This window comes from Pseudomonas sp. TAE6080, from assembly GCF_018732265.1.
GTDB lineage: Bacteria > Pseudomonadota > Gammaproteobacteria > Pseudomonadales > Pseudomonadaceae > Aquipseudomonas > Aquipseudomonas brenneri.
The window spans coordinates 72,129-91,769 of sequence record NZ_JAHIDY010000009.1 but is presented as its reverse complement, the minus strand read 5'-3'; the positions used below and the strand labels follow the sequence as shown (position 1 = coordinate 91,769).

The 19,641-nt window shown below is 63.0% G+C and carries 19 protein-coding genes; 8 read left to right on the top strand and 11 right to left on the bottom strand.

The genetic code is table 11. The annotated features are described in order from the left end of the window. Positions 1-16 precede the first annotated feature (16 nt). From KL786_RS09245 to KL786_RS09215, 7 genes are all read right to left on the bottom strand, one after another. The gene (locus tag KL786_RS09245) at positions 17-385 is read right to left on the bottom strand and encodes a Na+/H+ antiporter subunit G (RefSeq protein WP_215517405.1); all 369 of its coding nucleotides are present in this window, start codon (positions 383-385) and stop codon (positions 17-19) included. Continuing rightward, entirely contained in the window at positions 382-660 is a 279-nt protein-coding gene (locus KL786_RS09240) for a K+/H+ antiporter subunit F (protein WP_032861066.1), read from the bottom strand. Before KL786_RS09240 ends, KL786_RS09245 begins: the two co-directional genes overlap by 4 nt. Then, positions 657-1,145, bottom strand: coding sequence for a Na+/H+ antiporter subunit E (locus KL786_RS09235; protein WP_215517404.1), 489 nt, complete (start codon positions 1,143-1,145; stop codon positions 657-659). The genes KL786_RS09240 and KL786_RS09235 overlap by 4 nt, the downstream gene beginning before the upstream one ends. Then, positions 1,142-2,824: a monovalent cation/H+ antiporter subunit D gene (locus tag KL786_RS09230; protein WP_215517403.1), complete on the bottom strand. Its 1,683-nt coding sequence runs from the start codon at positions 2,822-2,824 to the stop codon at positions 1,142-1,144. The genes KL786_RS09235 and KL786_RS09230 overlap by 4 nt, the downstream gene beginning before the upstream one ends. Beyond that, on the bottom strand, positions 2,821-3,165 hold the full coding sequence (locus tag KL786_RS09225) for a Na+/H+ antiporter subunit C (RefSeq protein ID WP_005789164.1): 345 nt from the start codon (positions 3,163-3,165) through the stop codon (positions 2,821-2,823). Before KL786_RS09225 ends, KL786_RS09230 begins: the two co-directional genes overlap by 4 nt. Further along, positions 3,165-6,089 (bottom strand): monovalent cation/H+ antiporter subunit A, encoded by a 2,925-nt coding sequence (locus KL786_RS09220; RefSeq protein WP_215517402.1) that lies wholly within the window; start codon positions 6,087-6,089, stop codon positions 3,165-3,167. The genes KL786_RS09225 and KL786_RS09220 overlap by 1 nt, the downstream gene beginning before the upstream one ends. A gap of 182 nt (positions 6,090-6,271) precedes the next feature. Beyond that, positions 6,272-7,195, bottom strand: coding sequence for a DMT family transporter (locus KL786_RS09215; RefSeq protein ID WP_215517401.1), 924 nt, complete (start codon positions 7,193-7,195; stop codon positions 6,272-6,274). A 92-nt stretch (positions 7,196-7,287) separates the two neighbouring features. Between KL786_RS09215 and KL786_RS09210 the strand changes: the two genes are divergently transcribed. Continuing rightward, entirely contained in the window at positions 7,288-7,851 is a 564-nt protein-coding gene (locus tag KL786_RS09210) for a helix-turn-helix domain-containing protein (RefSeq protein WP_215517400.1), read from the top strand. On the opposite strand, the gene KL786_RS09205 is transcribed toward KL786_RS09210, so the two are convergent. Continuing rightward, positions 7,848-8,216 carry a cupin domain-containing protein gene (locus KL786_RS09205; RefSeq protein ID WP_215517452.1) on the bottom strand — a complete coding sequence of 123 codons (369 nt, stop codon included), beginning with the start codon at positions 8,214-8,216 and terminating at the stop codon, positions 7,848-7,850. The two genes, KL786_RS09210 and KL786_RS09205, sit on opposite strands and share 4 nt — an antisense overlap. Positions 8,217-8,395: 179 nt before the next feature. Between KL786_RS09205 and KL786_RS09200 the strand changes: the two genes are divergently transcribed. The 7 genes from KL786_RS09200 to KL786_RS09170 are packed head-to-tail and all read left to right on the top strand — an operon-like array spanning position 8,396 to position 17,085. Then, positions 8,396-10,558 carry a TonB-dependent siderophore receptor gene (locus KL786_RS09200; protein ID WP_215517399.1) on the top strand — a complete coding sequence of 721 codons (2,163 nt, stop codon included), beginning with the start codon at positions 8,396-8,398 and terminating at the stop codon, positions 10,556-10,558. Positions 10,559-10,562: 4 nt separating this feature from the next. Further along, a complete protein-coding gene (locus KL786_RS09195; RefSeq protein WP_215517398.1) occupies positions 10,563-11,909 on the top strand; it encodes an alanine racemase in 1,347 nt (448 codons plus the stop codon). Positions 11,910-11,939: 30 nt separating this feature from the next. Further along, a complete protein-coding gene (locus KL786_RS09190; protein ID WP_215517397.1) occupies positions 11,940-12,944 on the top strand; it encodes a hypothetical protein in 1,005 nt (334 codons plus the stop codon). Continuing rightward, complete coding sequence (locus KL786_RS09185) at positions 12,932-14,323, top strand: MATE family efflux transporter (RefSeq protein ID WP_215517396.1); 1,392 nt, start codon at positions 12,932-12,934, stop codon at positions 14,321-14,323. The genes KL786_RS09190 and KL786_RS09185 overlap by 13 nt, the downstream gene beginning before the upstream one ends. A 14-nt stretch (positions 14,324-14,337) precedes the next feature. Further along, entirely contained in the window at positions 14,338-15,459 is a 1,122-nt protein-coding gene (gene hisC, locus KL786_RS09180) for a histidinol-phosphate transaminase (protein ID WP_215517395.1), read from the top strand. 37 nt (positions 15,460-15,496) lie between these two features. Next, positions 15,497-16,519: a PLP-dependent cysteine synthase family protein gene (locus tag KL786_RS09175; protein WP_215517394.1), complete on the top strand. Its 1,023-nt coding sequence runs from the start codon at positions 15,497-15,499 to the stop codon at positions 16,517-16,519. 59 nt (positions 16,520-16,578) lie between these two features. Then, positions 16,579-17,085, top strand: coding sequence for a GNAT family N-acetyltransferase (locus KL786_RS09170; RefSeq protein WP_032861055.1), 507 nt, complete (start codon positions 16,579-16,581; stop codon positions 17,083-17,085). 400 nt (positions 17,086-17,485) lie between these two features. On the opposite strand, the gene KL786_RS09165 is transcribed toward KL786_RS09170, so the two are convergent. Genes KL786_RS09165 through KL786_RS09155 form a run of 3 tightly spaced genes read right to left on the bottom strand, consistent with a single transcriptional unit; the run spans position 17,486 to position 19,579 of the window. Then, positions 17,486-17,755 carry a DUF3325 domain-containing protein gene (locus KL786_RS09165; protein WP_215517393.1) on the bottom strand — a complete coding sequence of 90 codons (270 nt, stop codon included), beginning with the start codon at positions 17,753-17,755 and terminating at the stop codon, positions 17,486-17,488. A 1-nt stretch (position 17,756) separates the two neighbouring features. Next, positions 17,757-19,295, bottom strand: a complete 1,539-nt coding sequence (locus tag KL786_RS09160; protein ID WP_215517392.1) for a PepSY-associated TM helix domain-containing protein — start codon at positions 19,293-19,295, stop codon at positions 17,757-17,759. Then, positions 19,292-19,579, bottom strand: coding sequence for a DUF3649 domain-containing protein (locus tag KL786_RS09155; protein ID WP_215517391.1), 288 nt, complete (start codon positions 19,577-19,579; stop codon positions 19,292-19,294). Before KL786_RS09155 ends, KL786_RS09160 begins: the two co-directional genes overlap by 4 nt. Positions 19,580-19,641 lie beyond the last annotated feature (62 nt).

Genomic DNA, 19,641 nt, shown 5'->3' with positions numbered 1-19,641 from the left:
CGTATATTCAGAGGGATCAGCTACCGCTGTCAGTCCTGCGGCTGCTGACCTCGGCCGGCACATTTTCCCCCGCCATGCGCTTGCGAAACAGCGATGTGCGCGCCAGCAACAGGGTGGTCACCGGTACGGTGATCGACAGCAGGATCGGAATCAGCCAGCCGTGCAACACCGGCCCGGACTTGAGGGTCGAGAAATAGATTATCGACGCCAGCGCCACGCACCAGGCGCCAAGGGTCGAGGCCAGCGCCGGTGGGTGCATGCGCTGGAAAAAGTCCTTCATCCGCAGCAGGCCGATCGCGCCAAGCAGCGCAAACAGGCTGCTGAGCAGCAGCAAGATTGCCACGAGCACTTCCACCCACAGTGGCAGTTCACTGACATTGATCATTCGATCACCTCCCCACGCAGCAGGAATTTGGCCAGGGCAAACGAGCCGACAAAGCCGAACAGCGCAATCAGCAGCGCTGCTTCGAAGTAGGTATCACTGGCGTAACGAATACCCAGCGCCAGCATCATCAGCATGGCCAGGATATACAGGTAGTCCAGGGCCAGGACCCGGTCCTGGGCCGACGGTCCCTTGAATAGGCGTACCAGGGTCAGGACCATGGCCAGGGAAAACAGGAACAGGCTGGCCAAGATCGCATTGGAGAGCAGGGCACTCATTCGAAGATCTCCATCAGGGGCCGCTCGTAGGCCTGCTTGAAGTGCTCGATAAACTGCGCGTCGTCATCCAGGTCGAACACGTGCAGCAACAGGATGCTGCGGTCCAGGGCCAGTTCCGACCAGACGGTGCCTGGGGTCACGCTGGTGATCATCGACAGCACCGCCAGGCCGTTGGCGTCACGCAGGTCCAGGGGGATTTTGACAAAACGCGAGCGCGGAGGGCGCGAACCACAGGTCAACACACCCCAGGCCACCAGCAGGTTGGAGACGATCACATCGCGGCCGACCAGGAAAAACAGGCGAATGATCACGCCTGGGCGGCGGATACGGACTGGCAGTGGGCGCAGCGGCGCCATCATCAGCGGCGCGAGGAAGCCGAGGATCGCCCCCAGCAGCAGGTTACCGGGGCTGATCGACAGGTTCAGCACCAGCCACAGCACCCACAACGCCAATGACAGCAACGGGGCAGGGAACAGGCGTTTCATGGCTGCACCTCCACGGCGGCGGCCTGGGCTTGCGGGCTGGGCACTGGGCGAGTGGCCATGACGGCCATCACATAGTGCTCGGGGTTGTTGAGGCGGTTGGCGGTGTCCTGGGTAAAGCGCATGAGCATCTCTGCCTTGAAGGTCAGGCCAATCGCCAGGCCGAGCAGGACGAAGATCGGCACGCACTCCAAGCGGCGCAGCAGCGGTGAAGGCCGTTCTTCCGGGGTCCAGAAGCGCTGGATGCCCAGTCGGGCAAAGGCGATCAGCGAGGCCAGGCCCGAGAAAATCAACAGCGCGACCAGGCCCCAGGCTGCCGGACGGATCGGCTCACCTACGGCATGGCCCAGGCCCAGCGGGTTGATCAGGGCGCTGAGCAGGCTGAGCTTGCCGATAAACCCCGACAGCGGCGGCATGCCGATGATCAGCAGGGCACAGGCAATAAAGCTCAAGCCGAGGAAAGCCATGGTCCACGGGATGACTTGGCCGACCACGGCCTTTTGCTCATCGTCGAGGTTGGTGCCCTTGGGCGGATGCAGGGTTTCCATGGGCCTTGGCAACGCTTCGATTTCATCGTCCAGCAGCAGTTCATTGGACGAGCGCGAGCGTTCGATCAGTTCGGCCAGCAAAAACAGCGCGCTCAAGGCCAGGGTCGAACTGACCAGGTAAAACAGCGCGCCAGCGGTCAGGCTGGGCTGGGCAAAGCCTACCGCCGACAGCAGGATGCCGGCCGAGACCAGGATGCTCAGGCTGGCCATGCGCTCCAGGCGTTGGGCGGCGAGCATGGCCAGGGCGGCGCAGAGAATGGTTGCCATGCCGCCGTACACCAGCCAGTCGCCGCCAAACAGCGCCGAAGCGCCGGCTTGCCCGGAAAACAGCAGGGTCCACAGGCGCAACACGGTGTACACGCCGACCTTGGTCATGATCGCAAACATCGCCGCCACCGGCGCGCTGGCCGCGGAGTAGGCCGGCGTCAGCCAGAAGTTCAACGGCCACATCCCGGCCTTGGCCAGGAACGCCGTGGCAAGAATCGCCGCGCCGGCATGCAGCAGGCCGCGGTCGGCTTCCGGGACCAGCGGGATCTTCAGCGCCAGGTCAGCAAAATTCAGGGTGCCGGTGACGCCGTAGATCAGCGCCGCGCCAATCAGGAACAGTGACGAGGCCAGCAAGTTGATCGAAATGTAATGCAGCCCCGCCGACACCCGCGCCCGGCCCGAGCCATGGAGCATCAGGCCGTAGGAGGCCGCCAGCAGCACCTCGAAGAATACGAACAGGTTGAACAGGTCAGCGGTGAGAAAGGCGCCGTAGAGGCCCATCAACTGGATCTGGAACAGCGCGTGGAAGCTTGTACCGGCGCGGTCCCAGCGGGCCATGGCGAACAGCAGGGCGCTAACGCCAATGATCCCGGTGAGCACCAGCATCAACGCAGACAGTTGGTCCACCACCAGCACGATGCCGAACGGCGCCTGCCAGTTGCCCGGCAGGTACACGCCGATGGAGGCGGGGCCACCTTTTTGCGTCCAGTACAGCATCAGCATCGCGATGCCCAGGCCGGTCATGCTCGACAGCAGGTTGATCTTGGCCTTGAGCGGGCGGTGTTTCTCGCCCAGCATCAGCATCAGCGCGGCGGTCAGCAACGGCAGCAGGATCGGCGCGATGATCAGTTGGTTCATCCAGCTCATTCCTTGGGCTCCCGGCCGTCCACATGGTCAGTGCCGGTCAGGCCCCGGGACGCCAGCAGCACCACCAGGAACAGCGCGGTCATGGCGAAGCTGATCACAATCGCCGTCAGCACCAGGGCCTGGGGCAGGGGATCGGTGTAATTGAGCAGGTCCTGGGGCACGCCGTCCTTGATGATTGGCTCCTTGCCGATAAACAGGCTGCCCATGCTGAAGATGAACAGGTTGACCCCATACGACAACAGGCACAGGCCCATCACCACCTGGAAGGTCCGTGGCCGCAGCACCAGCCAGACGCCGGAGGCCGCCAGGACCCCAATGGCAATTGCGATGACTTCTTCCATCAGGCGGCAGCTCCTTGTGGGTTGGCGGCGGCTTTCGCCTGGTTGCCGGGTTTATGGGCCCGCACCGATTGGTGACCCAGGGCGGTGAGCATCAGCAGGGTCGAACCGACCACCATCGCGTATACGCCCACGTCGAAGAACAGCGCGCTGGCGATATGGATGTCGCCCAGCACCGGCAAGCTCAGGTGCAGGGTACTGGTGGTCAGGAACGGGTAGCCGAAGAACAGTGCGCCCAAGCCGGTCAATGTCGCCGACAACAGGCCGAAGCCCATCCAGCGCAGCGGCCGCAGGTTCATCTGCGCCTCGACCCACTGGGTACCGGCGACCATGTATTGCAGGATAAACGCCACCGACATCACCAGGCCTGCGACAAACCCGCCGCCCGGCTGGTTGTGGCCGCGCATGAACAGGTAGAACGACACCACCAGGGCAATCGGCAGCAGCAGGCGCACCAGCACGGCAGGCACCATCATAAAGCCCAGGGCGGTGTCGCTGGCCTGGCGTGGGTTGACCAGGTCGGTGTCCACGTCCGGTGCCAACAGCCGCTGTTGCGCGGGCAGTTGCTCGCTTTCCTTGGGCGGGCGGAAGCGGCGCAGCAGCGCATAGACCGTCAAGGCCACGGCGCCCAGCACGGTGATTTCGCCCAGGGTATCGAAGCCCCGGAAGTCCACCAACATCACATTCACCACATTGCTGCCGCCGCCTTCAGGCAGGGCACGGCTGAGGTAGAACGAGGAAATGTCGTTGGGGGTCTGGCGGGTCAGCATGGCATAGGACAACAGCGCCATGCCGCCACCGACCACGGTCGACAGCAGCAAGTCGCGCAGGCGGCGGATGCGTGCCTTGCGCAACGAGCTAGGCAGTGGCGAGACTTCTTCGATCCGCCGTGGCAGCCAGCGCAGGCCCAGCAGGATCAGCACGGTGGTCACCACCTCGACCACCAGTTGCGTCAATGCCAGGTCCGGCGCAGAGAACCAGACAAAGGTCACGCAGGTCATCAGGCCGCAGACGCTGACCATGGTCAGGGCTGCCAGCCGGTGATACTTGGCTTGCCAGGCGGCGCCCAGGGCACAGGCAATCGCCAGCAGCCACAGGGTGACGAAGACGATGGACCCGGGAATCTTCGGCCGGTCGCCCCAGCTCAGGCTGTTGCCCAGCATCGGGATCATCCCGACGACCGCCGCCGCCAGCACCAGCAGGAACAACTGGGTCTGCAGGCGCTTGGTGCTGATGTATTTTTCGAGCCGGCGCACACTGCGCATCATCACCACCAGGCAGCGCTCGAACATGCGCTTGCCATTGAAGTAGCTGATGATCGGTGGGTACTTGAAGCGCCCGCGCTTGAGTTGCTTGCGCAACAGCAGGTACAGGACCACACCACCGGTCATGGCCACCAGGCTCATGATCATCGGCGCGTTCCAGCCGTGCCAGATCGCCAGGCTGTATTGGGGCAATACACCGCCGACTACCGGCAGGGCGGCGGCGGCAAGGATCGAACCCACCACCTGGGCCGGGAAGATCCCCACCAGCAGGCAGGTGAACACCAGCAGTTCCACCGGCGCGCGCATCCAGCGTGGCGGTTCGTGCGGGGTGTGCGGCAGGTCGGTGGCCGCCGGGCCGAAGAACACATCCACGGTGAAGCGCAGGGCATAGGCCACGCTGAAGGTACCGGCGATGGTCGCGATCACCGGCAGGGCAATTTCCACCCACTGGGTCGAGGAAATAAATACCGTTTCGGCGAAGAACATTTCCTTGGACAGGAAGCCGTTGAGCAGCGGCACCCCGGCCATGGAAGCGCTGGCGACCATGGCCAGGGTCGCGGTAAACGGGATAAGGCGCACCAGGCCGCTGAGCTTGCGGATATCGCGGGTGCCGCTTTCGTGGTCGATGATGCCTGCTGCCATGAACAGCGAAGCCTTGAACGTGGCGTGGTTGAGGATATGGAACACTGCCGCGACGGCGGCCAGCGGGCTGTTGAGGCCCAGCAGCAGAGTGATCAGGCCCAGGTGGCTGATGGTGGAGTAGGCCAGCAGGCCCTTGAGGTCGTTCTGGAACATCGCGCAATACGCGCCGAGCAACAGGGTCAGGGCACCGGCGCCACCGACCATCCAGAACCATTCTTCGCTGCCCGACAGCGAGGGCCACAGGCGGGCCAGCAGGAACACGCCGGCCTTCACCATCGTGGCCGAGTGCAGGTAGGCCGACACGGGCGTCGGTGCGGCCATGGCGTGGGGGAGCCAGAAGTGGAAGGGGAATTGCGCGCTTTTGCTCAGGGCGCCGATCAGGATCAACGTCAGCAGGATGGGGTAGAGGGAGTGGGCACGGATCTGGTCGCCGGCGGCAAGCACCTGGTCCAGATCGTAACTGCCGACGACATGGCCGAGCAGCATGACCCCCGCCAGCAGGCACAAACCACCCGCACCGGTGACCATCAGCGCCATATAGGCACCCCGGCGCGCATCGGAACGGTGGTGCCAATAGCCGATCAGCAGGAACGAGAACAGGCTGGTCAGTTCCCAGAAAAACACGATCTGGATCAGGTTGCCGGAGATCACCAACCCGAGCATCGCGCCCATGAACGCCAGGAAAAACGCAAAGAAACGCGGCACCGGGTCATCCGGCGACATGTAATAGCGGGCGTACAAAGACACCAGGCTGCCGATGCCCAATACCAGCAGCGAGAACAACCAGGCGAAACCATCCATGCGCAACACGAAATCCAGGCCCAGGCTGGGCAGCCAGGAGAATTCTTCGCGGATCACGCCACCGTCGGCGATCTGGGGGTAGAGCAGGGCGACTTGTACAGCGCCAACCAAGGCCACAAGGCCGGCCAGCAGGGATTCAGTATTACGTGCGTTATGCGGCAGCAAGGCCGCCAGACAGCTGCCGATAAAAGGCAGAAGCAGTAGAACTATCAGGGACATAGGCTTCTAATCTGCAGTGGTTTGGGATGCATCATACGTGCCGGAAACCGGATTACCAAACGGCAAGCTGTGGCAGGATCCTACAAGATGCACCGAAAACCCTTATCTGTCCCTGTGTAGGAGCGAGCTTGCTCGCGAAAAACCTGAGAGCGCTGCGGGGCATCAGGTTACCCGCTTCATCGTTAACGTTCTTCGCGAGCAAGCTCGCTCCTACCAGTGGACTTCTGTTGCCGGGTCTTCATCTCACTGACAATCACCGCCGCCACAATCAACACCGCCCCCAGCATGGCAATCGGCGGGAAGCGCTCACCGGCGATCCGTCCGATCACCCCGGCCCAGACTGGCTCGCCGGCATAGATCAAGGTGGCGCGGGTCGGCGAGACGCTTTTCTGCGCCCAGTTCATCGCCAGTTGAATCACCGCGCTGGTCAAGCCCAGGCCCATGGCGATGAACAGCAGTAACCAGGAAAAGCCCGGCAAGGCTTCGCCCGTAGGCACCACCAGCAGGAACGACAGCAGCGACGCGGTGGCCAGTTGCACCACCGTCACCCGGCGTACATCCACTTGGCCGGCGTAGGCGCTGATCAGGATGATTTCGGCGGCAATCGCAATGGCACCGATCAGGGTCGCGATTTCACCGGGGCTGAAATTCAGTGAGGCGCCGGCGGGGCCGGTCAGCAGCATCAGGCCGGCGAAGGCCAGCATGATGCCAATGCTCGGCATCAAGCCCGGGCGCCGCCCCAGCACCAGCCATTGCAACAGCGGGACAAAAGGCACGTAGAGCGCGGTGATGAACGCCGACTGGCTGCTGAGGATCGTTTGCAAGCCAATGGTTTGCAGGCCATAGCCAAACATGATCGCGGTGCCGATAAAGGCCCCGGCCTTGAGTTCAAACAACGTCAGGCCGCGCAGGTTGCGCAGGGAAAACAGGCCCACCACCAGCGCCGCTGCCGCGAAACGCAGGCCGACAAAGAACATCGGCCCGCTGACGGTCATGGCATGTTGCACCAGGATAAAGGTTGCGCCCCAGATCATGGTGATCAGCACCAGCACGCATTCGGCTTTGCTGAAACGGGAAAACAGTGCGGAGGAGGTCGAGGTGGTCATGGCGGCTCTGGTCTTGCACAGGAGGGGCGCGGAACGCACAATGCGCCGCAGCTGGGCAGTATACTGCGCAAACCCACCGAGTGAGCAATATAGTGCACAAAGAAAATTCGCAACGGGCTTCGGTCCTGCAGCACGTCAGCCAGAACGTTCGTCGCCTGCGCCACGCGGCCGAATTGAGCCAGACGGCCCTGGCGGAAAAATCCGGGGTCAGCCGGCGCATGCTGGTGGCCATCGAGGCGGGTGAAAAGAACGTCAGCCTGTCCACCCTCGACCGTGTGGCCGAAGCGTTGGACGTGGCCTTCAGCGACCTGATCCAGGCGCCCGATGCCCGTGACCACAGCCGCATCAACGAACTGGCCTGGACCGGGGAAATCGATGGCAGCAAAGCCGTGCTACTGGCCAAGGCTACCGCCCGGCGTGAGGTTGAACTGTGGGAGTGGCGCCTGGAACCGGGCGACCGCTATTGCCCGGACCCCGACCTGGAAGGCTGGAGCACGCAATTGTTTGTGTTCGAGGGCAGCCTGACCCTGGTGGTGGGCGATGTCGAAACCACCATCGCCGCCGGCGAGTTCTTTATGTTCCCCAGCCACCAGCCCCATGCCTATCGCAATGAGGGGGTCGTGGCGGTGCGCTTCATCCGCAATGTGGTGATCTAGATCCACACATCATTGAGCATGGTCCGCTCGCCGCCCTGATCACCGGTATTCACCACACCGCAGGGCTCGACCAGCAGTAATTTCACCTCACCCTCGGCATACGGTTTGTGCTCGACGCCCTTGGGCACCACAAACATCTCGCCGGCGCCGATCTGTACCGCACCATCGCGAAAATCAATACGCAGCGCGCCGTCGAGGACAATAAAGGTCTCGTCGGTATCCGCGTGGCTGTGCCAGACAAAATCCCCCTCGATCTTCACCACCTTGAATTGGTAGTCGTTCATCTGCGCGACGACCTTGGGTGTCCATTGCTCGCTGAACAGGCTGTATTTGTGCGCAAAGTTGATGGCGGTGTAGGAGGGCATGGCAGTCATCTCAGGTGATCCAGGAAAGGCCTGACCTTAATGGCAGCGCGACAGCGGGTATTGAATGATTGTGCGATTGTTCGGCAAATAGAAATGTTATATTGTATCCATCAATAACGATTCTCATGTATCTTCATGCCTGAGATCGGCTCGTTTATTTTTGGCTCAAGGGATTGCAGATGAACCAGTTGCACGGGATTGCTCCACGGTTTCCCACATTGTTGGCAGTGGGGCTGATGTCCTCGCTCACTGGCTTGCCCGCCGTCGCCGCAGAAGATCGCGAAGAGTCGGTCACCGAGCTTGAAGCCACCCGGGTCAGCGCACCGCTGAACAAGGCGCTGGAAGTGAATGCCGGTGGTTTTGGCGCCAAGGACGCCATGGAAATCCCCCTGGCCATCCAGAGTTACTCCAGCAAGACCATCGCCGACAGCTCCGCGCGCACCGCCGTGGACGTGCTGAGCCTCGACCCTTCGGTGCTCAGTGCTTCAGGCGGTAGTGGGTTTGACAACTTCCGCCTGCGCGGCTTTGCCATGGACAACTTCAACACCATCCGCCGCGACGGCCTGACCCTGGCACCGCACCACGATGTGCCCCTGGAAAACGTCGAGCGCATCGATGTGCTCAAGGGCCCGTCGGGCTTTCTCTACGGTTTCAACTCGCCGGGCGGCACCATCAACTACATCCTCAAGCGCCCGACCCTGGAGCCGCTGCTCAATGTCAGCGTGCAAGGCTCGTCGTTGCTCGGCCGCTATGTGGCGATTGATACGAGTGACTCATTCAACGACGGCGCCTTTGGCTATCGCCTGAATGCCGGCTATGAAAAAAACGGTGACTTCGATCACGCCCGCGACATGGAGCGCAAGTTCATTGGCCTGGCCACCGATTTTCGCTTGAGTGATCGTGCGCTGTTGCAACTCAACGCGGACTGGTCGCGTAAATCCACGGTCTCGGACCCATTGCTGCGTGCCGACCAGAGTGGCCGCGCCAATCCGCTGGATCCGTCCAGCTATGTACTGCCGCCCAAGGTCAATCGCCGGGATCTGCTGACCGGTTCCTGGTTCCGCCACCAGACCGAAGGCGCCAACCTCGACGCCAAGTTCGAGTACGAACTCGATGACAACTGGACGTCCGTGACCCAGGGCAACTATTCGCGGGTCGAGCGCCACGGCGGCTACAACGACCTGTTCGGGATCAAGCCCAACGGTGATATTGGCTCGGCGGACTTTTACGTGTCCCGTGGCGAAGTGTTCAGCACCTGGTCGCTGCAGTCGTACCTGGCCGGCAAGTTCGCCACCGGCAACATCTATCACGACGTGTTCTTCGGCACCGGCTACAAGCAATTCAAGGATGTCAGCCCGTTCTGGGATTCGGTGGACAGCGGCACTCCGGGCATCAGCATCGGTGACGTCTCGGTAGGCAACATCCGGCACCCGGTCAACCCGCCGAAATGGCATTTCGGCCCGGAGCAGCCCACCGACTTTGTGTCCTCCATCAAGGAAACCTCGGTCTTTGCCAGCGACCTGATTTCCCTGAACGAACAGTTCCAGGTGATGCTCGGTGGGCGCTATATCTGGTACCGCGCCGATCATCTCTCGGCCAAGGCGCCGGCGCAAAGCCACAACGTATTCGTGCCCAGCGCCGCGCTGATCTATCGGCCCTGGGACAGCCTGATGACCTACGTCAGCTACTCCAAAGGCTTTGAAAAGGGCGACTACGCACCCTACAACGCGACCAATGCCAACCAGCCCACGGACGCCATCGAGTCCCAGCAGTACGAAGTCGGCCTGAAGCTGGACCTCAATGATCGCCTGAACCTGGGCCTGGCGGTGTTCGATATCCGGCGCAAGGCCAGTTACCTGAATACCAGCAACACTTACGTCAGCGATGGTGAATTTCACCACCGTGGCGCCGAGCTGACCCTGTCCAACCGCGTCACCGATGCCCTGACACTCACCGCCAATGCGGCTTATCTGTCCACGCGCATGGAAGATGTCGATGACGTCACGGTCGAAGGCAAACGCACCGAAAGCGTGCCCAAGTGGAAAGGTGCGGTCGGTGCCCTGTATAGCGTGGCCGCCGTGCCTGGTCTGTCGTTGGACAGCACCTTGAGCTACGTCGGCAGCCGCCCGGTGGATCCACAGAACAGCGGCTACATCCCCAGCTACACCTTGCTCGATGCCGGCGTCAGCTACCGCTCGAAACTGGCGGATACCCCGGTGACCTACCGCCTGCACGGCAAGAACCTGACCAACAAGTACTACTACGCCAGCGCCTATTACCAGGGTGGGCTGGATGTGGGGCGCGAGCGCGAAGTGTTCCTTTCGGCCAAATTCGAGTTCTAGACCGATGACCCATTCCAGCTCATTGCCCGGCCTGCGCCACCTGTGGGTCGAGCGGCTGCTCGATCAGCACCGCACCCGATTGACCGAACTGGTCGACGGCCTTGGCTCGCCATTGCATCTGCTGTGCCCGCAGATCTTTCACGCCAATGTCGAGGCCTTCCAGCACAGCTTCACCGACGCCCAGGTACGCGGCAGCCTGTTATTTGCCAAGAAGGCCAACAAGGCCAACTGCTTTATCCAGGCCTGCGCGCAGTGTGCGATTGGCGTGGATGTGGCCAGCGTCGGTGAGTTGCAAAAGGCCTTGGCGGGCGGGGTTGCCGGCGCTGATATCGGCGTGTCCGGCCCGCGCAAGAGTGATCAGTTGCTGGGGTTGGGCTTGAGCCACCAGTGCCTGCTAGCGGTGGATTCGCTGGAGGAGCTACTGCGTATCCAACAGTTGGCGCAATCGATGCGACAACGGGCGCACCTGTTGTTGCGTTATTGCCCCAGCAGCCAGCCCCACAGCCGTTTCGGCTTGAATGCCCGGGAGTGCGACCAGGCCCTGGTGTTCTGCCGCCAGCATGTGGCGAACCTGGACCTGCAAGGCTTTTCCTTTCACCTGGGCGGTTATGACACCGCGCAGCGGGCGCAAGTCGCCAGCCACTTGATCGATCTGTGCCAGGCCAGTGAGTTGGACAATTGCCGCACGGTCAACCTGGGTGGTGGTTTTGCCGTGCGTTATGTCGACCCGGCGCAGTGGCGGGCCTTTATGGCCGAGGACTGTGCCGAGGGTTATCACGGGGAAAAAGGGTTTGCCGGGTTCTATCCCTATGGTGCGTTGCGCGCCGGGGCCGAGGCCCTCGACGATATCCTCGCCACGCCCGTCAGCCCTGGCCTGAGCCTGGCGCAAAAGGTCATCGAACACGGGGTGCGCCTGATCATTGAACCTGGCCGCGCCTTGCTCGACCAGGCCGGCATCAGTGTGTTCCGCGTGCAGGGCGTCAAGGACCGCAGCGCCAGCGACGGGTATGCACTGGTCACCGTGCAGGGCAGCAGCTTCAGCCTCTCCGAACAATGGTTCAACAGCGAGTTCCTGCCTGACCCACTGCTGCTGCCGGCAACGCCACGGGCGCCGTCGCCCTTTGTCGCCTGTATCGGCGGAGCCACCTGCCTGGAGTCGGACATGCTGACCTGGCGCAAAGTCGCCTTCGACTGCCCGATCCAGGCCGGCGACTTGCTGATCTACCTCAATACCGCCGGCTATCAGATGGACTCCAACGAGTCGCCATTTCACGAAGCCCCATTGCCCCACAAAGTGGTGGTGGAACTGCGTAATCAACACCTGCGCTGGAAGCTGGACAGCCTGGCGTGAGCGTTAAAACCATTCAATAAGGAGCCTTGAGTGAACCGTTTGAACAAACCCGCTGCCCCCGCCGATCTATGGGTATTGCCCCAGGCCGCGCTCGAAGACCTGGGGGTGAGTTACCGCGAAGTGCTGCAGGTGGTCGAACAGGCATACAAGGCCTTGCGCAGCGGCGATTCGCAGAACCCGCTCAAGACCATTGTCGAACCGGCAGACCGGCGCTCCATCAGCTACTCGATGGTCGGCCGCGATGGCGCGAGCCAAACCGTGGGTTTCAAGGTGGTCTACGAACATGATCCGCAGCGCACCCGTGATGCCTATCAATTCCACTCGTTTATCTTCTTGTGTGATGACCGCACCGGCCGCCCGATTGCCTTGATGGATGTGGTCAAGCTCGGGCCGCTGCGCACCTCGGCTACTTCGGCGTTGATGGCCAGGGCCGCGTGCCCGGATGCCCGCAGCGCCCTGGTGGTCGGCACCGGTGTGCAGGGCCAGGTGGCGCTGCCCATGCTGCTGGCGGCCATGCCGGACCTGGAGCGTTTGTATGTCTATGGGCACTACGCCGAGGGCCTGCGCGCGGTGCGGGACAACCTGCACAAACACTATCCGTTGCGCGATGTGATCGTGGTCGACGACTTGCAGGCGGCGGCTGGCGAGGCCGATATCATCCTCGGCGTCGCCGGGCTTTCGGCGCGCCAGCAAGTGCAGCGGGCCTGGCTCAAGCCTGGCGCTGTGGCGGTGCTGGTCGGTTATGGCATCGATGCCGACGTGCTGCATGGCGCTGACTACCGCATCGCCACCGACATCGCGCAGATGCAGGTCACCAGCGCCGACCTTGCGGCGGCCGACGGCAGCCTGCCCGAGGTGGACGCCGAACTGCCGGATATCCTCCTGGGCCTGGCGCCCGCACGGCGCCATCGCGATGATGTGGTGTTTGCCTACAACAGCGGCATGGTGGTGACCGATGTCGCCCTCGGCCGCTTGATGGCCGATCGCGCGCTGGCGCAGAACCGTGGGCAGAGGGTCAACCTATGGTCGGCTTGAATACCGTGCAACCTGGCGCCTGGCGCGCTGACAGCCGGGCACTGTTGCTACTGGCACTGCCGCTGATCCTGACCAACCTGGCGTATGTGGCCCTGACCACCATCGATATCGTGGTGCTCGGCACCCTGGGCGCCAAGGAGCTGGCAGCCGGTGGCCTGGCACTCGCCCTGTTCAACCAGTTGCGCACCACCGGCACCGGGCTGGTCACGGGCGTCAGCAACCTGGTGGCGCAAGCCAACGCCAGGGGCGATGAGGCTCAAGTGCGTGCGCTGCTGGTGGCGGGGCTGTTCTGGGCCACCGTCAGTGGCCTGGTGTTTATGGGCGTATTGTTGGCGTTGCGCCAACCACTGACATGGCTGGGCCAGGACGCCAGCGTCGTGGCGGGTGCCATGGACTTCCTGTTGATTATTGCCCCAGGCCTGTTGCCGTGCCTGTGGTTCCAGGCGCTGCGCCACTTCACGGTCGGCCTCAAGTTCCCCGGCCCGTTGCTGGCAATCACCTTGGTGTCGATCGTTCTTACGGCGGCACTGAACTACGTGCTGGTGTTCGGCAAACTGGGCCTGCCGGCCTATGGGCTGGCAGGGGTGGCAATCACCAGCGCGGTGGTGTTCCTGCTGTCGTTCCTGATGTTCCTCGTGGTGGTGCTGACCCACCGGCGCCTGGCCGGCTACTTCAAGCTTGCACAGCTGAGTTTTTCGCCGACAGCGATCAAGGCCGTGTGGAAGCTCGGACTGCCGATTGCCGGGACCTATGCCAGCGAGGCCGGGTTCTTCAGCGTGCTGACCCTGCTGATCGGCACCCTGGGCATGGAAGCGCTGGCGGCGCAGACCGTGCTCAACCAGATCATCTACATCGTGTTCATGTTTTCGGCGGGGATCTCCCACGCGGCCTCGATCCATATCAGCGAGGCCTGCGGCACCGGGCAGTATCAGCGCGCCCGGCAGCTGGGGCGCCTGGGGCTGGGGCTCGGCGTGGTGGTCATGCTGCTGTTTGCGATTCCCTATGCACTGCTGCCCGAACAGGTGATCGGCCTGTTTATCAGCACCGAACACGCCAACAACCAGGATGCAGTGAGCCTGATGGCCACCGGTTTGCTGATCGCCATCGTCCTGCAGATCTTTGATGCCAGCCAGAACATCGGCAACGGCATCTTGCGGGGTATCGGCGATACGGCGGGGCCGTTGCGTATTTCGCTGTTCGGCTACTGGCTGGTGGGGCTGCCCGCCGCCTGGTTGCTGGGCATCGTCAGTCCCTACGGCATCTTTGGCGTATGGGCCGGGCTGGCGATAGGCCTGGCGGCCACGGCGCTGCTGCTGATCGTCTCGTTTGAACGGCAACTCAAGGCGCTGGACCGCGCGGGCGCCATCGCACTGTCATAACAAGGAGGTGTTCAATGCATCAAGACAACCCCGCCCACCGCATTGAAGCGCTGGTGCGGCCCAGCGTGCGGCGCTTGCCCCTGTACGACCCGGGTGCCGATCCACGTAAGCTCGGTACGCCAACGGTGACCAAGCTGTCCAACTGCGAAAACCCCCTGGGCGTGTCGCCGGCCGCCGCCGCTGCGCTTGCGCGTCAGGGCGGGGCAGGGCTGGAGCGTTATCCCGACCCTAGCGGCCGGGCATTGCGACTGCTGATCGGTGGGCAGCTGGATATCGATCCGGCCAGGATCATCCTCGGCAACGGTTCGGAAAACATCCTCGAATTGCTGTGCCTGGCACTGCTCGATCCCCAGGATCGGGTCGTCACCCAGCAGCCTTGTTTCAGCCTGCATGAAAGCCTGCCGTTGATGATGGGGGCGCAGGTGGACAAGGTGTCGCTCAACGATGACTTCAGCCTCAACTTGCCGGCCTGGACTGCGGCCCTCCAGCCACCGGCGAAGATGCTGATGCTGAGCACGCCCTGCAACCCGGTAGGGACAGCGCTATCGTCGGTTGAACTGACTGAGCTGGTCGCCGCCGCCCATCCCGATACCTTGCTGGTGATCGACGAGGCCTACTTCGAATTCGTCGAGGACGGCGCCGACGCCCTGGCGATCCTGGGCGCGCAGACGCGGCCGTGGATCATCCTGCGCACATTCTCCAAGGCCTACGGGCTGGCGGGGCTGCGGATCGGCTATGGCATTGCCTCGCATCCCAGCCTGATCGACGCGCTGCACCGGGTGCGCACGCCGTACAACGTCAATCAACCGGCCCAGGAGGCTGCCCAGGCCGCCTGGCTTGACCAGGCGCACGTGGTGCGCAGCCGCGAATTCATCACGATCGAGCGCCAGCGCCTGGCCCTGGGGCTACAGGCTGCGGGTTTTCGCGTGGCGCCGTCCCAGGCCAATTTCCTGTTTGTCGATACCGCCTGCAATGCCCTGGAAGTGGTCGAAGAACTGCTCAAGGACGGGATCATCGTCAAGGCCTGGCGCGAGCCGGGGTACACCGGTTTCATTCGCGTGTCCCTGGGCCTGGTCGAGCAAAACCAGGCGTTTCTCGCCAGCTTGCAACGCGCCGTCGCGGCCCTGGCCGGCTAAGCGCCGCGCCTGTTTTTCATACTGCCCAGAGGTTGTCATGATCAAGACTTGCCTGTCCGAACTGATCGGCGATACGCCGCTGCTCAAATTATGCGTCACTGAAAACGGCAGCTGCGTGCTGCTCAAGCTGGAGCAATTCAACCCCACCGGCACCGCCAAGATCCGCATGGCCCGGCAGATGCTCGATGAGGCACAGGCCTCGGGGCAGCTCAAGCCGGGTGGACGGATTGTCGAATCGACCTCGGGCAACACCGGGTTGGGCCTGGCGTTGCTCGCCGCCGAGCGCGGTTATAGCTTCACCGCAGTGGTTGACGAACACGCCAGCCCCGACAAACTGCGGGCCATGCAGGCCTTTGGTGCGCAGTTGGTGCGGGTTGGCGATCCCGGTGGCGGTCTGGCTACCGCCGACCGTGATGCCACCGCCGAGCGTATCGCCAACGAGCAGGGCGCCTACTGGACCCGCCAGCACCACAACCCGGCGAATGCCAATGGCTACACGGCGCTGGCAGCGGAATTGCGCGCGGCGCTGGGGGACGAAATCCACTACCTGGTGGGCGCCGTCGGTACCGGCGGCTCGCTGTGCGGCACTGCGCGCGCCTTGAAACGCCATGCCCGTGGCCTGCAGGTGATTGGTGTCGAACCCTGTGGGTCGGTGATCTTCGGCGGCCCCGGTGCGCCGTATCACCAATCCGGTACCGGCACCCCCGAAGGCGCGGAAATCGGTGCCGTGGTCGACTATGCACTGATCGATAAAGGTCTCACCGTCAGCGATGCCCAGGCCTTTGAAACCGCACGCTACCTGGCCCGGCATTACGGCTTGCTGCTGGGCGGCTCGGCAGGCGGAGTTATCTACCAGGCCCTGCGCGAGGCACGGCACGCGCCGGCCCACAGCGTGATCGTGGCGCTGGTGTGCGATGGCGGTGAAAAGTACCTGGACACGGTATTCAACGACCAATGGATGGCTGACCGGCAACTGCTGGCGCCACAGGTCCATCGTGAGTTGGAGCAGTGGTTGAGCGCGGCACCCCAGGCCAGGCAGCAGGTCGTCGCTGGAGGCTAGCGGCTTGCCTGGGGCGCCGCCCTTCGCTACTGTGGCGCCCCGCCCGCGTGAGCCCTGCCATGAGTGACACCACCGTTGAACTGATCCAAACCGGTCCTGAACAGGCCGAGCTGATCCGCAACCTCTACCAGTTCTATGCCTATGAATCCTCGGATTGGGAACAGGAAGACGTCGAGGCGGACGGCCGTTTCTATATCCACGAAGAACACTTGTCGCGCTACTGGCAAGACCCGCAGTGGAGCGCCAATCTGTTGCTGGTCGACGGTTATATCGCCGGTTTTCTATTGATCGAACGCAGCGAGCTGGCGGGAATCAACGCCCTGGAGCTGGCGGACCTGTTTATCCTCAAGCGCTATCGCCGCAAGGGCATTGGCCGTGCCGTGGCCACTCAGGTATTGACCAGCGGCGAGGCTGACTGGCTGGTGCGTTTCTACGACCAGGACGAGGCCTCCCAGGCGTTCTGGCGCAGCGTGCTGGACCACTTGCCGCGCCCGGTGCAGGCGATTGAACTGGAAGACGAGCCGCAGTTGTTGAGTTTTTTGGTGACCCGGGCTGTCGTTCACTGAGCCGACCCAAAGCGTTATTTTTCCCTGTAGGAAGGGCTTGTGTGGGAGTGGGCTTGCCCGCGATGACGGCCAGCGTGGTTTAACGGGGCGCCTAAGATCAAAAACAAAGCGAGGCGGCCTTAGAGCCGACCTGATCTATGAAGCGACCGCATCCCCTGTGGGAGCGGGCTTGCTCGCGATGGTCGCTAACGATGACGTTGGGTACCTGACACTCTGCGGCGACCTATCGGCTGCCATCGCGAGCAAGCCCGCTCCCACAGGTAAGTAGCTCCGCACTTTGCTTTTGCTCTTGCTGTTGATCTTAGTCGCCGTTACACAAAAAACGGATAGGTACACAACCCCAAGAAGAACAGAGCTGTGTAGCCACCCATGGTCATCGCAGGCAAGCCAGCTCGTGCAATCAGCGGGTGCTGTAAGGCAGCAAAAACGCCACACCCAGCCCCGCCAGTGAAATCAACCCAAACCACGCCACCGGCCCCATGGCCCAGCCCCACACCTGCACACTCACGGCAAAGCTGGCCGTCAGCAGCACCCAACCCACCCCCCGTAAGCCACGCCGCAGCATGGGCGAGGGCAGGCGTTGCCAGAGTTGTTTGTAATGCCGTTCCAAGCCCAGGCATAAGCCCAGCATTCCACCGCAGGCCAGCAACAACGCTGCTATCAATGCCATCTCAGTTGGCCTCTGCCACAGGTTGCTTGCCTACGCGCCGTGGGGCACGCTCCTTGGGCGCCTGGCACAGCTTCCAGCACGGCCAGGCCAGCATCAGGCCGAGGGCGACGGTGGTCAATTCCAGGTAGAAGTAATCACCCCTGCTGTCTCCCAGCAGATTCAGTGCCGGCAGGCCGATACACAGCGCAGCCGCCAGCGCCAGTTGTTCACGCCAGGCACTGCGCCACGGACGGACAATGGCGTGGCCGAGGCTCAACAGCCACACCAGGAAAAACACCCGCACCTCCCAGCCACCGCGTTGGGCCAGTTCCACCGGCAGCAAGCGGTTGGCCCACAGGAAGGCCACGCATGCCACCATCAAACCGGCTACCACTGCCACGTTCAGGCGTTCGGCGACGTGGTAGAGCAGGGCGCCGACAGCCCCTTCGCCATCGTGGCGACGGCGGCGCTTGACGGTAAACAGCACCACACCGGTCGCCAGCATCGCGCAACTGGCCAGGCCGCAGACAAAGTACAACCAGCGCATCGAGTAGCCGCCAAACTGGGCGAAGTGCAGGCCGGCCATGACCTTTTGGGTCAGCAGGCTCGGCCGGCTGACGGCGGGTTGGCGCAGGATCTCACCGCTGACCCCGTCAAACAGCATGCTCTGGCCCTTGGTCAGTTCGATGCGGTTGCCCAGCACCGGGCGCGCCTCGATACGCGCGTCGCTGCGGCCCGGGTTGTGGATCGACAGACTGGACACTGGCCCCATGGCTCGCTCCGCTGCGAGCAGCAGCGGTTCCAGCGCCGTCAACTCGGCGGCTTCGCTACGTGTGGGGCGTTCGCCGCGCGCCTGTTGTTCAGCGGGCGCACCGCGCAGGGCGCGGCCCAGGTTGTCGCGATCGCCATCAAACAGGGCATCCACCGCCGCCGGCATGTAGATCAGGTAGAAAATCACCAGCCCGGTATAGGTGATCATCAGGTGAAACGGCAGCACCAGCACCGCCGTCGCATTGTGCGCATCAAGCCAGGAGCGTTGGCCCTTGGCGGGGCGGAAGGTGAAGAAGTCCTTGAAGAACTTCTTGTGAATCACAATCCCGCTGATCAGCGCCACCAGCATTGCCATGGCCGCCAGGCCGACGGTCCAGATCCCCAGGTCACGCGGCAGGTTGAGGGTGAAGTGGAAGCGGAAGAAGAACCCGCCACCGGCAGTTTCGCGCACGGCCAGGGGCTCGCCGGTGTGTGGGTCGAGCGCGGTACCGCCGCCACGGCGTTGCTCGCCGGCCGATACCGTCAGGGTGTCGGAACGCTCGCCAGGCAAGCCGATGTTCCAGGTCTTCGCCTCGGGATGCTGGCGCGCCAGGTAGCCGAGGGCCTGCTGCGCGGCAGCGCTTTGCGACAGGCTGGTGGTGGGGACTTCCGGGCGCATCCAGCCGTCGATTTCCTTGTCGAACACCGCCAGGGTGCCGGTGAGGAAGATCGCAAACAGCAGCCAGCCAAAAATCAGCCCGCTCCAGGTGTGCAGCCAGGCCATGGATTGAGTCAGGGTCTTGTGTTTCATCCCAGCACCTCGCGCCATTGTGGCCAGAACCCGATGGCGGCCAATGGCAGCGCCAGGACCACTCCGGCCCAGGCGCGCCAGGCGTTGCGACAGGCAAAGGCCCAGAGGATTACCAGGGTGTAGACCAGGAAAGAAGGCAGGGTCGCGACGACCAGGGCATCAACCTTGTCCATGGGCAACAGGCGCGCCAGGGCGGCGGTAAACGCATAGGTAAACAGGTAGCCGCCGATCAGCGCGGCGACAATCCGCGAGAGTGTCGGCCAGGCAGGGGATTTGCTTTTCATGGTGGGCTCATCGGGGCCAGATCAGGCAACACAACCCCTTTGGGATCGAGTTGGTCACAAGT

Excerpts from the sequence above, each read along its gene's own strand:
- KL786_RS09170 (WP_032861055.1), top strand. The coding sequence starts at position 16,579 with ATGAGTGACACCACCGTTGAACTGATCCAAACCGGTCCTGAACAGGCC.
- KL786_RS09205 (WP_215517452.1), bottom strand. The coding sequence starts at position 8,216 with ATGCCCTCCTACACCGCCATCAACTTTGCGCACAAATACAGCCTGTTC.
- KL786_RS09240 (WP_032861066.1), bottom strand. The coding sequence starts at position 660 with ATGAGTGCCCTGCTCTCCAATGCGATCTTGGCCAGCCTGTTCCTGTTT.
- KL786_RS09200 (WP_215517399.1), top strand. The coding sequence starts at position 8,396 with ATGAACCAGTTGCACGGGATTGCTCCACGGTTTCCCACATTGTTGGCA.
- KL786_RS09195 (WP_215517398.1), top strand. The coding sequence starts at position 10,563 with ATGACCCATTCCAGCTCATTGCCCGGCCTGCGCCACCTGTGGGTCGAG.
- KL786_RS09245 (WP_215517405.1), bottom strand. The coding sequence starts at position 385 with ATGATCAATGTCAGTGAACTGCCACTGTGGGTGGAAGTGCTCGTGGCA.
- KL786_RS09235 (WP_215517404.1), bottom strand. The coding sequence starts at position 1,145 with ATGAAACGCCTGTTCCCTGCCCCGTTGCTGTCATTGGCGTTGTGGGTG.
- KL786_RS09185 (WP_215517396.1), top strand. The coding sequence starts at position 12,932 with ATGGTCGGCTTGAATACCGTGCAACCTGGCGCCTGGCGCGCTGACAGC.
- KL786_RS09220 (WP_215517402.1), bottom strand. The coding sequence starts at position 6,089 with ATGTCCCTGATAGTTCTACTGCTTCTGCCTTTTATCGGCAGCTGTCTG.
- KL786_RS09165 (WP_215517393.1), bottom strand. The coding sequence starts at position 17,755 with ATGGCATTGATAGCAGCGTTGTTGCTGGCCTGCGGTGGAATGCTGGGC.
- KL786_RS09230 (WP_215517403.1), bottom strand. The coding sequence starts at position 2,824 with ATGAGCTGGATGAACCAACTGATCATCGCGCCGATCCTGCTGCCGTTG.
- hisC (WP_215517395.1), top strand. The coding sequence starts at position 14,338 with ATGCATCAAGACAACCCCGCCCACCGCATTGAAGCGCTGGTGCGGCCC.
- KL786_RS09155 (WP_215517391.1), bottom strand. The coding sequence starts at position 19,579 with ATGAAAAGCAAATCCCCTGCCTGGCCGACACTCTCGCGGATTGTCGCC.
- KL786_RS09175 (WP_215517394.1), top strand. The coding sequence starts at position 15,497 with ATGATCAAGACTTGCCTGTCCGAACTGATCGGCGATACGCCGCTGCTC.
- KL786_RS09215 (WP_215517401.1), bottom strand. The coding sequence starts at position 7,195 with ATGACCACCTCGACCTCCTCCGCACTGTTTTCCCGTTTCAGCAAAGCC.
- KL786_RS09225 (WP_005789164.1), bottom strand. The coding sequence starts at position 3,165 with ATGGAAGAAGTCATCGCAATTGCCATTGGGGTCCTGGCGGCCTCCGGC.
- KL786_RS09160 (WP_215517392.1), bottom strand. The coding sequence starts at position 19,295 with ATGAAACACAAGACCCTGACTCAATCCATGGCCTGGCTGCACACCTGG.